The 13,532-nt window shown below is 45.7% G+C and carries 14 protein-coding genes; all 14 read left to right on the top strand.

The window, feature by feature from the left end; genetic code table 11:
- On the top strand, positions 1-912 hold the full coding sequence (fabD, locus tag V1224_00145; protein WWR15912.1) for an ACP S-malonyltransferase: 912 nt from the start codon (positions 1-3) through the stop codon (positions 910-912).
- Between the two features lie 117 nt (positions 913-1,029).
- Positions 1,030-1,770, top strand: a complete 741-nt coding sequence (fabG, locus tag V1224_00150; GenBank protein WWR17388.1) for a 3-oxoacyl-[acyl-carrier-protein] reductase — start codon at positions 1,030-1,032, stop codon at positions 1,768-1,770.
- A gap of 18 nt (positions 1,771-1,788) precedes the next feature.
- Entirely contained in the window at positions 1,789-3,024 is a 1,236-nt protein-coding gene (fabF, locus tag V1224_00155; protein ID WWR15913.1) for a beta-ketoacyl-ACP synthase II, read from the top strand.
- A 16-nt stretch (positions 3,025-3,040) separates the two neighbouring features.
- A complete protein-coding gene (gene fabZ, locus V1224_00160; protein WWR15914.1) occupies positions 3,041-3,478 on the top strand; it encodes a 3-hydroxyacyl-ACP dehydratase FabZ in 438 nt (145 codons plus the stop codon).
- Between the two features lies 1 nt (position 3,479).
- Positions 3,480-4,544, top strand: a complete 1,065-nt coding sequence (locus tag V1224_00165; protein WWR15915.1) for a nitronate monooxygenase family protein — start codon at positions 3,480-3,482, stop codon at positions 4,542-4,544.
- A 15-nt stretch (positions 4,545-4,559) separates the two neighbouring features.
- Positions 4,560-5,522 carry a beta-ketoacyl-ACP synthase III gene (locus tag V1224_00170; GenBank protein WWR15916.1) on the top strand — a complete coding sequence of 321 codons (963 nt, stop codon included), beginning with the start codon at positions 4,560-4,562 and terminating at the stop codon, positions 5,520-5,522.
- A 121-nt stretch (positions 5,523-5,643) separates the two neighbouring features.
- Positions 5,644-6,522: a transporter substrate-binding domain-containing protein gene (locus V1224_00175; protein ID WWR15917.1), complete on the top strand. Its 879-nt coding sequence runs from the start codon at positions 5,644-5,646 to the stop codon at positions 6,520-6,522.
- A gap of 245 nt (positions 6,523-6,767) precedes the next feature.
- The gene (locus V1224_00180; GenBank protein ID WWR17389.1) at positions 6,768-7,403 is read left to right on the top strand and encodes an amino acid ABC transporter permease; all 636 of its coding nucleotides are present in this window, start codon (positions 6,768-6,770) and stop codon (positions 7,401-7,403) included.
- The gene (locus V1224_00185) at positions 7,393-8,136 is read left to right on the top strand and encodes an amino acid ABC transporter ATP-binding protein (protein ID WWR15918.1); all 744 of its coding nucleotides are present in this window, start codon (positions 7,393-7,395) and stop codon (positions 8,134-8,136) included. Before V1224_00180 ends, V1224_00185 begins: the two co-directional genes overlap by 11 nt.
- A 21-nt stretch (positions 8,137-8,157) precedes the next feature.
- On the top strand, positions 8,158-9,282 hold the full coding sequence (gene nagA, locus V1224_00190) for an N-acetylglucosamine-6-phosphate deacetylase (protein WWR15919.1): 1,125 nt from the start codon (positions 8,158-8,160) through the stop codon (positions 9,280-9,282).
- A gap of 231 nt (positions 9,283-9,513) precedes the next feature.
- On the top strand, positions 9,514-10,164 hold the full coding sequence (locus V1224_00195; protein ID WWR15920.1) for a nucleoside recognition protein: 651 nt from the start codon (positions 9,514-9,516) through the stop codon (positions 10,162-10,164).
- 141 nt (positions 10,165-10,305) lie between these two features.
- The gene (locus V1224_00200) at positions 10,306-11,241 is read left to right on the top strand and encodes a hypothetical protein (GenBank protein ID WWR15921.1); all 936 of its coding nucleotides are present in this window, start codon (positions 10,306-10,308) and stop codon (positions 11,239-11,241) included.
- Positions 11,242-11,265: 24 nt separating this feature from the next.
- Entirely contained in the window at positions 11,266-12,831 is a 1,566-nt protein-coding gene (locus V1224_00205; protein ID WWR15922.1) for an HD domain-containing protein, read from the top strand.
- 97 nt (positions 12,832-12,928) lie between these two features.
- Positions 12,929-13,465, top strand: a complete 537-nt coding sequence (locus V1224_00210; protein WWR15923.1) for a hypothetical protein — start codon at positions 12,929-12,931, stop codon at positions 13,463-13,465.
- The last annotated feature ends 67 nt before the right edge of the window (positions 13,466-13,532 follow it).

Consider the following 13,532-nt stretch of genomic DNA (forward strand, 5'->3'; position numbering starts at 1 on the left):
ATGGGCAAGACAGCATTTATGTTCCCGGGGCAGGGAGCGCAGTATGTAGGGATGGGGAAAGACTTTTATGACGCAGTCCCCGTGAGCCGGGAAGTATTCGACCTGGCAGGGAAAGCAAGCGGGCTGGATGTGGCAGCCCTGTGCTTTGAGGAAAATGAGAAGATCAATATTACGGAATACACGCAGATCGCAATGCTGGCAACAGAGGTGGCGATATTGCGGGCCGTGGAAGAAAAAGGCATCAAAGCGGATGTGACCGCGGGTCTGAGCCTTGGAGAGTATGGAGCCCTGGCAGCAAGCGGTGTGATGAGTGATGAAGACGTATTCCGGATTATCAGAAAACGTGGTATTTATATGCAGGAGGCGGTTCCGACCGGAGGCGCTATGACGGCTGTGCTTGGTCTGGATGCGGAAGTCATCGAAAAGATCTGTGCGGAGACGGAAGGGATCGTATCGATTGCCAATTATAACTGCCCGGGCCAGATCGTGATCACCGGACAGGAGACGAGTGTTGCAGAAGCGGCGCAGAAGCTGTCGGAGGCAGGTGCAAAGCGCTGTGTACCGCTGAAAGTAAGCGGGCCGTTCCATTCACAGATGCTGAGCGGTGCGGGAGAAAAACTGGGCGAGGCGCTGAAGGACGTGGAGATCCGGGAGATCGGGATTCCATACATAGCAAATGTGACGGCGGATTACGTGACGGATAAAGGACAGGTAAAGGATCTGCTGACAAAACAGGTATCTTCTTCTGTCAGATGGCAGCAGACAATCGAGCGGATGATCGCAGACGGTGTGGACACCTTTATTGAGATCGGACCGGGAAAGACACTGTCTGGATTTATGAGAAAAATTAGCAGGAATGTAAAGACCTTCAATATAGAAAAATTAGAAGATTTGGAGAAATTAACGCTGTAATTGTGTTTATTATGATAACATCTGCCCGAATGAAAAAAGGCAGACTACAAACAAATATATCAGACGATTACAGAACGAAATTGGATATAGAAGCCGGATATGGAAAGGGATAATGGGATGTTGGAAGGTAAGGTTGCACTGGTAACAGGAGCCAGCAGGGGCATTGGCAAACAGATCGCGCTGACGCTGGCTGATTATGGCGCTGTTGTCATCGTGAACTATAATGGATCGAAAGAGAAAGCGGATCAGGTAGTGGCACAGATCGAGGCGAAGGGAGGCCGTGCGGAAGCAGTGCAGTGTTCCGTTGCCGATTTTGAAGCCTGCGGAAGCATGGTCACGGAAATGCTTGGAAAATATGGACATATTGACATTCTTGTCAACAATGCGGGTATTACAAAGGACAACCTTGTGATGAAGATGACAGAGGCAGACTTTGATGCGGTCATCGCAACGAATCTGAAGGGCACTTTTAATACGATCAAGCATATGTATCGTGCTTTTCTGAAACAGCGCAGCGGCGCGATTATTAATATGACAAGTGTGTCAGGTGTGCTTGGCAATGCAGGACAAGCCAATTATGCGGCTTCTAAGGCAGGTGTGATTGGTCTGACTAAGACAATGGCCAGAGAACTGGCGAGCAGAAATATTACCGTTAATGCCGTGGCACCGGGATTTATTGATACCGACATGACGCAGGCGATGACAGAGACGGCCAAAGAGGCTACATTGGCACAGATTCCACTTAAGCGAATCGGGAAACCGGAAGATATTGCGGAGACAGTGGCGTTTCTGGCAAGTGATAAGGCTTCTTATATTACAGGCCAGATCATCAGTGTCGATGGCGGTATGGCAATTTAGGAAAAGAGAGGAAAGAGTATGAGCAGACGAGTAGTTGTGACAGGTATGGGCGCGATCACCCCCATCGGACTCAGCGTTGAGGAGTTCTGGCAAAGTGTGAAGGCACAAAAAATCGGATTTGCTGAAATCACAAAGTTCGATACGACAGATTATAAATGTAAACTGGCGGCAGAAGTAAAAGACTTTGATGCCAAAAGTTTCATGGATTTTAAATCGGCCAAGAGGATGGAGTTGTTTTGCCAATACGCGGTAGCGGCTACAAAGGAAGCGATGGAAGACGCCGGACTGGATATGTCAAAAGAAGATCCTTATAAAATAGGTGTGGCCGTCGGATCAGGAATTGGTGCTCTGCAGGCGATGGAGCGGGAACATAAGAAATTGCTGGAAAAGGGACCCGCAAGAGTGAATCCGCTGCTGGTGCCGCTGATGATCTCTAATATGGCGGCAGGTAACGTTTCAATCTATTTCGGATTAAAAGGAAAAAGTATCAATGTGGTGACAGCGTGTGCGACTGGGACTCATTCCATCGGGGAAGCGTTCCGCTCGATCCAGTATGGTGAGGCAGATGTAATGATCGCGGGCGGCACGGAGAGCAGTGTCACGCCGATCGGTATCGCAGGCTTTTCTGCATTGACGGCATTGTCTACCAGTACGGACCCGGCCCGCTGCTCGATCCCGTTTGATAAGGAGAGAAGCGGCTTTGTGATGGGAGAAGGTTCTGCGATTGTTGTCTTAGAGGAACTGGAACATGCGAAGGCACGCGGAGCAAAAATTTATGCGGAAGTCGTGGGCTATGGCGCTACGAGCGACGCATATCATATTACATCCCCTGCGGAAGATGGAGCCGGAGCGGCGAAAGCGATGGAGTTTGCGATTGCAGATGCGGGAGTTGAAAAAGAAGCAGTTACATATATCAATGCACATGGTACGGCAACCCATCATAATGATCTGTTTGAGACACGGGCAATCCGGCTGTTGTTTGGTGAACATGCGGACCAGATGAAGATCAATTCCACAAAGTCGATGATCGGTCATCTGCTTGGTGCGGCCGGAGCGATCGAGTTTATCACTTGCGTCAAAGAGCTGGAAGAGGGATATATTCATGCGACAGTGGGCTATCAGGTGCCGGATGAAGACTGTGACCTGAATTACTGCAAGGAGCCGGTCAAGGAAGATGTCACATATGCGCTTTCCAATTCTCTTGGGTTTGGCGGACACAATGCAAGTATTCTTGTAAAAAAGTACGAGGCATAGGACAGGAGGAGACGGTATGTCGATATTGACAGCGAAGGAGATCATGGAGATCATCCCTCACAGACAGCCTTTTATGCTCGTAGATACGATTGAAGAGCTGGAGGCAGGGAAAAAAGCAGTAGGCAGAAAATGTGTCTCATACAATGAACCGTTTTTTGCAGGGCATTTTCCGGGAGAACCGGTGATGCCGGGCGTGCTGATCGTTGAGGCGCTTGCGCAGGTAGGCGCGGTGGCGATACTGAGCCTGCCGGAAAACAAAGGAAAGACCGCTTATTTCGGTGCGATTAATTCGGCAAAGTTTAAAGGAAAGGTCGTACCGGGAGACGTACTTATGCTGGAGACAGAGATCATAAAATCGAAAGGTCCCATTGGCGTGGGCAGCGCCAAAGCATACGTGGACGGAAAGGTAGTTACACAGGCAGAACTTACGTTTGCACTGGGAAAAGCGGAGTAAAATGATGGAGGATAAAAGAAGGAAATCACTTGTTATCGGGGATCTGAAAGCAGAAGTTCCTGTCATTCAGGGCGGCATGGGCGTAGGCGTCAGCCTGTCCGGGCTGGCAGGGGCGGTTGCTGCCCAGGGGGCTGTCGGCATCATATCGACGGCGCAGATCGGATACCGGGAGCCGGATTTTGATGAACATCCGATTGATGCCAATATGCGTGCCATTCATAAGGAGATTGAGAGAGCACGGGAGATCGCGGGCGGCGGTATCGTGGGTGTCAATATCATGGTGGCAACAAAAGAATATGAGCGGTATGTGAGAGCAGCTATAGAAGCAGGAGCCGACCTGATTATTTCCGGGGCCGGTTTGCCGATGAAATTGCCGGAACTTGCGGGGGAATCAAAGACCAAACTGGCGCCGATCGTGTCCAGCCTGAAGTCGGCGGAAGTTATTTTTAAATACTGGCTGAAAAAATATCACAGACTTCCTGATCTGGTCGTCATAGAGGGACCGCGTGCGGGAGGCCATCTCGGTTTCCGGATGGAGGAACTGACAGATATTGATGATGCCGCCTACGATAAAGAGATCAGGAAGATCATTGACCGTGTGAACCAATATGGGACAGAGCATGGGAAAGAAATTCCGGTTGTGGTTGCCGGTGGCATATATGACAGAAAAGATATGGAGCATTATCTGGAGATGGGGGCGGCCGGAGTGCAGATGGCGACCCGTTTTGTCACAACGTATGAATGTGATGCTTCACCAGCTTATAAACAGACCTATATTGACGCTCAAAAGGAAGATATTATCATTGTCAAAAGTCCGGTTGGAATGCCGGGAAGGGCTATACGAAATGCATTTATGGAGCGGGCCGGGGAGGGAAAGATCCCTCACGGTCGTTGCCACACTTGTATCAGTACATGCAAACCGGCGGAAACACCCTATTGCATTACAGAAGCACTGGTCAATGCTGCCATAGGCAATGTGGATGAGGCATTGTTATTCTGCGGGAGCAACGCATACCGCGCGACGAAGCTGGAGCATGTAAAAGATATTATCGATGAATTCAGATGACAGATGGAGATTAGGATGACAGGTAGAATTATAGGAACAGGGAGTTGTCTGCCCCCCAATGTAGTGACGAACGATTATTTGTCCACGATCATGGACACATCTGACGAGTGGATCTCTTCCAGGACCGGAATCAGGGAACGACACCTGGTCAGAGAAGAGACGACGGCAGACCTTTCCATAATGGCAGGCAGAGCGGCGCTTGCAGCGGCGGGTGTGGAACCGGAAGAACTGGACATGATCATCGTAGGTACGCTGACAGCAGATTACGTGACGCCGTCTACAGCCTGTGAAGTGCAGGCAGGCCTGGGTGCGGTCAATGCAGTGGCATTTGACATCAATGCCGCCTGCTCCGGATTTATGTTCAGCTTACATACCGTCAACGCTTATATACAATGCGGTATGTGCCAGACTGCGCTTGTGATCGGGGCAGAGACGTTATCTAAGATCATGGATTGGAATGACAGAAGTACATGCGTTCTGTTCGGAGACGGTGCAGGAGCGGCAGTCGTGCGGGCAGAAGATACCGGTCTTACTGCATTTGATCAGGGCGCGGACGGCAGCAAGGGAAAATATCTTGCCTGCCGCGGCAGGACAAATAATAATCCGTTGATACAGACGGACAAGGCGCTGTCCTATACGCAGATGGACGGGCAGGAAGTGTATAAATTTGCAGTGACGTGCGTGCCGAACTCGATACAGAAAGTATTGACAGAGTCCGGGCTGACATCGGACGATATCAAATATTATATTCTGCATCAGGCGAATCTGCGGATCATCCAGTCTGTGGCAAAAAGATTGAAAGTAAGTCTGGACAAATTTCCGATCAGCCTGGACCGCTGCGGCAATGTATCGGCAGCGAGCGTGCCGATTCTGCTGGACGAGGTGAATCGCAAAGGAATGCTGCAAAAGGGCGATAAGATCATTATGTCAGGGTTCGGCGGAGGTCTGACATGGGGTACCTGTCTGCTCGAGTGGTAAATCTTGTTTCTGAAAAAATGGTATCATATCAAAAAACAGGCTTGTAATTTGTGAAAAACGTGATATTATAATTACTTGATGTATATTTATACAATTCAGAAACAAAATGGAGGAGAAAGTTATGAAAAAATTAGCGGCATTACTTATGGCAGTATGTGTGGCGGCTTCTCTGGCAGCCTGTGGCAGCCAGGAGGCGGAGACATCTTCCCCGGCAACGGCAGAGGATGCGGCAGCTCCGGAAGCAGATGCAGCAGAGGCAGATTCTGCAGAAAGTTCGGAGGGAATCCCCAACACGGTAAACTCTCTGGAGGACCTTCCGGGAAAAACGATCGGCGTACAGCTCGGTACGACCGGTGACATTTTTGCCAGCGATTATGAGGCAGAAGGTTCGACGATTGAGCGTTACAACAAGGGCGCTGATGCAGTACAGGCTTTGAAGCAGGGCCAGATCGACTGTGTGATCATCGATGCACAGCCGGCACAGGCATTTGTAGAGAAAAACGATGATCTGACGATTCTGGAAGAAGATTTCGCAGTGGAAGATTATGCGATCTGTGTATCCAAGGACAACACAGACCTGACAGAAGCAATCAACGGTGCGCTGAATGAGCTGAAAGCGGATGGCGTTCTGGATCAGATCGTGGCAAATTACATCGGAGATGACACAAAGGGAACGTGCCCTTATGAGTCCCCTGCGGACGTTGATTACTCTAATGGTAAGCTGATCATGGCAACTAATGCAGCGTTCGAGCCGTACGAGTATTATGAGGGACAGGATATTGTAGGAATTGATGCGGACATTGCGAAAGCAGTCTGCGATAAACTTGGCTATGAGCTTCAGATCGACGACATGGAATTCGATGCGATCATCGCTGCTGTACAGTCGGGCAAGGCTGACTTTGGCGCAGCAGGTATGACAGTAACGGAAGACCGTCTGACAAGCATTGATTTTACTGATTCTTATGCAACATCTACGCAGGTTGTTATTGTAAGAAAATAAAATGTCGATTATAATGAAATAAGCGTTACAGATCAAGCGGGCTGTTACAGTGTAACGGTCCGCTTTTTTCGCAGGGGCACATATGAAGTTGCTGGTGCAGATTTCTGGTGCAAACCGACAAAAAAGGAAAATAATGAATCAACATCAGAAACGTGTGCCGAACAACAGCCGATAAGAGAAAGGGTGAGGGTGTGGAGGAATTTCAATTAAAATTTTATACAAACTTTATCAAAGATGACCGCTATATGTATCTCGTGACCGGACTGGGCAATACACTGATTATTACGTTTCTGGCGGTGCTGCTGGGAATCGTGCTCGGGTTTCTGGTGGCGATCATACGTTCTACATACGACAAAACGGGTAAGGCGAAGCTGTTGAATCTGATCTGTAAAGTATATCTGACGGTAATCCGGGGTACGCCGATGATGGTGCAGCTGATGATTATGTGTTATGTCGTATTCGGGAAATATAATGTGAGTAAGCTGATTGTGACGACTCTGGCTTTCGGCATCAATTCCGGTGCATATGTGGCGGAGATCGTACGTTCGGGTATCATGTCGATCGACGCCGGTCAGCTCGAGGCGGGCAGGAGCCTTGGGTTTAGCTATGTGCAGACAATGCGTTATATTATCATGCCGCAGGCATTCAAAAATGTACTGCCTTCTCTGGCCAATGAGTTTATTGTCCTCTTAAAGGAAACTTCTGTCTGCGGATATATCGGGATGATGGATTTAACGAGAGGCGGAGATATAATCCGCAGCCGTACTTATGAGCCGTTTATGCCGCTGATCGGCGTGGCTCTCATTTATCTGGCCATGGTCATGGCGTTTTCCGCGTTGGTAGGAAAACTGGAGAGGAGGCTGCGTACAAGTGAGCGTTAAGGGAGAAGTGTTATTCGAAATCAGAGATTTGTGCAAGGCATTTGGCAGTAATCTTGTCCTGGATCATATCAGTACGGAGATCAGAAGCGGGGAAGTCGTTGTGATTGTAGGTCCTTCGGGATCCGGGAAATCTACATTTCTGCGTTCCCTGAATCTGTTGGAGATACCGACCTCCGGTACGATCTGCTTTGAGGGTATGAATATTACTGATAAAAAGGCAGACATTAATCAGTACAGACAGAAAATCGGTATGGTATTCCAGCATTTTAATCTGTTTCCCCATAAGACGATACTGGAAAATCTGACGTTGGCGCCGATCAAATTATTGAAAAAGTCAAAAGAAGAAGCGGAGACAGAGGCCAGGGCGCTTTTGCGGAGGGTCGGACTGGAAGAAAAGGAGAATTCTTATCCGGCACAGCTTTCCGGTGGTCAGAAACAGAGGATTGCGATCGTCCGTTCGCTTGCCATGCACCCGGAAGTGATGCTCTTTGATGAACCGACTTCGGCACTCGATCCGGAGATGGTCGGGGAAGTATTGGAGGTTATGAGTGAACTCGCAAGGGATGGGATGACAATGGTCATCGTTACTCATGAGATGGGGTTTGCCAGAGAGGTCGGCACGAGAGTACTGTTCGTGGACGAGGGCATGATCAAGGAAGAGAATACACCGGACAAGTTTTTCAGTCATCCGGAAAATCTCAGATTGCAGGAGTTTTTGTCAAAGATATTATAATAAATATAAAGGAGGTATTTTATGGTTATCAGAGGAGGTATGGTTTTTCAGCCGGACGGCAGCTTTGCAGAAAAAGAAGTGTATGTAGAGGGTGAGAAGATCACAGACGTAAAGAATGACATAGATGTCATAAATGCGGAGGGGTGTTATGTGATCCCGGGACTGGTTGACGTCCATTTTCATGGCTGCGTAGGTCACGACTTCTGTGACGGAAGTGAGCAAGCGATCGCGGATATGGCCAAATATGAGCTGGCAAATGGTATTACGAGTATCAATCCGGCTACGATGACGCTGGGAGAGGACACGTTATTACAGGTAGCGGAAGCGGCTGCCGCTTATAAAAAGGCAGACCATAGCGAAGGTGCAGAACTTGTTGGTATCAATATGGAAGGACCTTTTATTTCCAAAGAGAAAAAGGGTGCACAGAACGAAGAGTATATTCATCGTCCTGATGCGGAGATGTTCCGTAGATTGCAGAAAGCGTCGGGTGGTCTGTTCCGTCTGTGTGCATTGGCGCCGGAGGTAGATGGTGCGATGGAGTTTATTGATGCGTGTAAAGATGAAGTTGCCATTTCCGTTGCACATACGACGGCCGATTATGATACGGCGAAAAAGGCTTTTGACAAAGGGGCGAAGCAGGTGACTCACCTGTATAATGCGATGCCGCCATTTACACACAGGGCGCCGGGTGTGATCGGAGCCGCCTGTGACAGTGATTGCAAGGTGGAGTTGATCTGCGACGGCATTCATATCCATCCTTCGGTTATCCGCACGACGTTTAAAATGTTTGGTGATGATCGAATCATTCTGATCAGCGACAGCATGGCAGCGACCGGCATGACGGACGGAGAATATTCTCTGGGCGGGCAGAAGGTAATTGTAAAAGGTAATCTGGCGACGCTGGAGGACGGCACGATCGCAGGATCGGCGACAAATCTGATGAACTGCCTGCGCTTTGCGGTAAAGACTGCGGGCATACCCCTTGCCAGCGCAGTGAAATGTGCGACGAAAAATCCGGCCCAGGCCATCGGCGTGTTTGATTCGTATGGCAGCATTGAGGCGGATAAATATGCGAACATGGTTATCCTGAATGAGAATCTGGACATTGTGAAGGTAATCCGCAGAGGAAAAGTTGTAGAGGGCTAAGAGGTCGAAAACCTCAGGAGAAATTTCTTAAACGGAAACGGGAATACATGAAACAGACAGTAGCGGCTTGTTTTAAGTATGAGCGGTATAAGTTATGCTTTGAGATTTGCAGAGAAGAACTTAATACAGTCTCATACTCTTATGTAGACGGTGCTGTCTGGTTTTTGTTAATAAAAAAGACTGAAGGGAATATTTCCGGCATATACTGAAGGAAAAACAGGAAAAAAGTATATGCTGAATTATATTTGGGCAGTTATGATTCTCATTGGCATCGTTTATGGATCTTTGACCGGTCATATGGCGGAGGTGACGAATGCGGCGCTGGATTCTTCCAGGGAAGCGGTCAGCCTTTGCATCACGATGATCGGTGTGATGGCGTTGTGGATGGGACTGATGGAAATTGCGGAGAAAGCGGGACTGATCGACAGATGGACAAAGGCGATCAGTCCTTTTGTGTCTTTTATGTTCCCGGATATTCCCAAAAATCATATGGCCAGGAAATACATCTCGACAAATATTATTGCCAATGTGCTGGGACTTGGCTGGGCATGTACGCCGGCTGGGCTGAAGGCGATGGAGGAGCTGGCAAAGCTGGAGGCAGAGCGGGGGAATGCGGAATATCTGCCGGATAAAAATAAAATTAAGAGTACGGCAGGAAGAGCGGGAAGCGCACGGCGCACAGCCAGCAAGGAGATGTGTATCTTTCTGATCTTGAATATATCATCTCTGCAGCTCATCCCGGTCAATATGATCGCCTACCGCAGTCAGTACGGAAGCACGAACCCGGCAGTTATCATCGCCCCGGCGATTGTAGCAACAGGGGTGAGTACTTTGGCAGCAGTAGTGTTTTGTAAGGTGATGGACAGAAAGCGGAGAGGATGAGAGGCTCCGCCTTCATAAACGCAGTTTTTACCAGATTCAAATTGACATTTTATTATACCCGCTATATCATATAACATATATCTAAATACTAAATATGTAGGACTATATTCATGTCTACAATACGGTATTAGGGAGGATAAAATGTCACTTGATGAATTGCAAGTGCAATATGAAGAAAACAGAAATATATATATTAGTTTTTGTCACTATTTGGAGAGAGAATTAAAGGAGTTATTAAAAAAAGTACAAGTTCCTTATTTTGAGTTACACTGGCGGGTAAAGGAGTGGAATTCTATTTTAGAAAAGGTAGAGCGAAAATGCTTGGATCCTCGATCTATTTTCAGTATTCATGATATAATAGGATTTCGCATTACTACACTGTTTAAGCGGGATATTGCTAGTGTCTGTGATATGATTCATAGTAATTTTCCTATTTTGTGGGAAGATAATAAGGCGGATAATAAGTCAGAAAACACGTTTGGATATTTGTCTGTTCATTTTCAAATAAAACTTCCGGATCAGTGGCTTCAGACACCAAATACAAAGGCTTTTCTGGGTATTGAGGCGGAAATACAGATCAGAACCTTTAGCCAGCACGTCTGGGCAGCATCCTCTCATCTTTTGCAGTATAAAGCAGAAAATACAATTCCATATTCACTACGCCGTAATATTAATCGTTTGGCTGCTGTATTGGAAATTGTAGATGACGAGCTGGAAAATATTCTCAGTGCAAAAGAAGCTCTTCAAAACACTTCATACATAGATGACAGCTTGTCAGAGGCTGAAACTGAGTTAGATACTATTGTGCTTGAGCGTATTCTGGATGAACATTTTATAAAAAAGAATAAGAATCAACATGAACCATTTGATATTCTATTGCAAGAATTATTATTTTGTGGCGTTAATACAGTAGGAAAACTTCGACAGTTACTGGAGGATAAGGCTGGAGAAATCCAACTGCTGGAGAAAGAAAGGTATGTACAGCATGGAAGGGCTTTCTATACGTACACAGGAAAACTGAGGATTGCCATGCGTTCTGCTTTTCCAAATGAATATAGAAAGTTGCACCGACGATAGTCTATGATAGGAGACTGATGAAATATGTCTACAAAAGATGACAATCTGAATATTTCTTTTGAAAAATGCAAATCTAAAACTGGTGTATTTCGGGATCCAATCCATGGATTGATTAATGTATATCCCTGGGAGCGAGTACTCATTGATACAAGGGAGTTCCAGAGGCTTCGTAAAATTCACCAGTTGAGTATGACATATTTGGTTTATCACGGTGCTGAGCATACTAGGTTTGGACATAGCATTGGGACGATGCATATAGCTGGGCGGGTAATGGATCAATTAAAAGGATTTCATCCGCTGAATAAATTGAATGATGAGGAATTTTTTGAAAAGAAAGCGTTAGTTCGTATGGCTGCCTTACTTCACGATATAGGGCATGGCTGCTATTCACATGTAGGGGAAGGCGAAAGCAGTGTTTATCCGAAACTTGAAGATCCGATTAACGGTGAAATGGTTTCAGGGCATGAAGCATATACTCGATGTATTATCAAAAAGCGTCTTGCTTCGGTTATTGAATCTTTCTGGCCCAAAGAGCAATACCATATGGTAGAAGATATTCTTCTGATCCTCAGTCAAAGTACCAATGATCCTAAATACCGGTTTTTTGATGACATAATTAGTGGTCAATTAGATTGTGATAAAATGGATTATCTTCTGAGAGACAGCCATTATTGTGGAGTGGAGTATGGAACATATGATCTGGAAAAGCTGATTCATTCCATGCGAGTAGCAGAAATTGAGGGAAATCATGTATTGGCTATTGACCAAAGTGGCATTCAGGTTGTTGAAGAATTTGTTTTAGCTCGCTATTGGATGTTCATCCAGGTATATTTTCATAAGGATCGGCGATTGTTTGACTATTATTTGAGTTCTTTTATAAAAGAATACTTGCTTCTTGAAGAAGATAAGACAGGACAATATCCAAATGACCTGGAGCAATATTTGAAGTTGGATGATAGTAAAATTGATTGTAAAATAAAGTACTATGCCGACTTGCATTCTGATATAACCACGAAGAGGATACATGATTTTGCAAACAGGCTTTTGTACAGAAAACATCACAAGGTTGTATTCAATCCGGCCTATGTGCATTATGACCAAAAGAGTGGTGATGAGCGGGAGGATTACAAGCGATTACATTTTGTTACGAAACATATTAAAAATTTTATAAAGGATGATGATAATCTAAAAATTTTTGTTGATTTAGCAACGGGCTCCACAGCTAAACATATGTTTGAAATCAAATTCTATAATGATGAACAGAATCCCGATATGCAGTCTGAGGAGGAATCTTATAAACAGTTGCCAGCCATCCCAGTAGTCACAAAGCATGATGATGAAAAACGTCCTATTCAATATTACTCCTTTACACTACGTAGTATTTCTGACCTTAAGATTGGAATTTTGCGTATTTATGCAGAAGATGAGATTGCGGAAGAAACACGGGAAAGATGTCAGCAGCTATATTCTGATGAGTTTACAAGGCGTATGGATGAGATAAATAAAACGCAAGTAGAATTGGAAGCCACTCAACAGCGAGAAAAGAAGCTGAGAGTCAAGCTAAATGAAATGAGAGAAGAGATTAACTGATCTTCTAATATATGACTTGTGCATATTAAAATTATAATAAAAAGTATTTACCTTGTTCCTTGATCAATGACAAAATACTACACTTAGGAGGTATCTTATGGAATTACAATCATTTATGGTTCAGTTAGTGGACAAAAATGGTGGAAATGTTGCAGGACGTGTAAGGCTTCAAAAAATTATTTATTTTTGCAAGGCATTAGGTGCAGATATAGATCCAAATTATAAGCTTTATGTTTATGGCCCGTTTAGCCAACAGGTAGCTGATACTTTACAGGATTGTGTAATGGAAGATATTCTGGTAGAAAAGAATGGATTTATTCAAGAAGGAATTGAATTTGAGGATTGTTTGAAGTCTGCAACGAGCATGGAGGATTTATCCATGAAGATACTTATCGATGTGTTGGAGCTTTGCGAGGCACTAAGTACCAGACAGTTAGAAATTGATGCAACTACGTTTTTTATTAACAGACAACAGAAGATTTTGTTTGGATGTGAAGATAAGCAGAATGTGATAGACAAAGTAATTCGTGCCAAGGGAAAGCGCTTTACGGAGGAGGAAATAACAGAATCTTATCAACGGGTGGTGCAGAATTGTTTTCCTTTGGTAGAAAAATATGCTGTTGCCAGGCAATGATGTAGTATTCATGCAAGATTAGCAAAAGGAAAAGTATTAGTTATTTTTTCATAGAAATTCATAAATA

The sequence above is a fragment of the Lachnospiraceae bacterium JLR.KK008 genome, assembly GCA_037015955.1.
Classification (GTDB): Bacteria; Bacillota; Clostridia; order Lachnospirales; family Lachnospiraceae; genus VSOB01.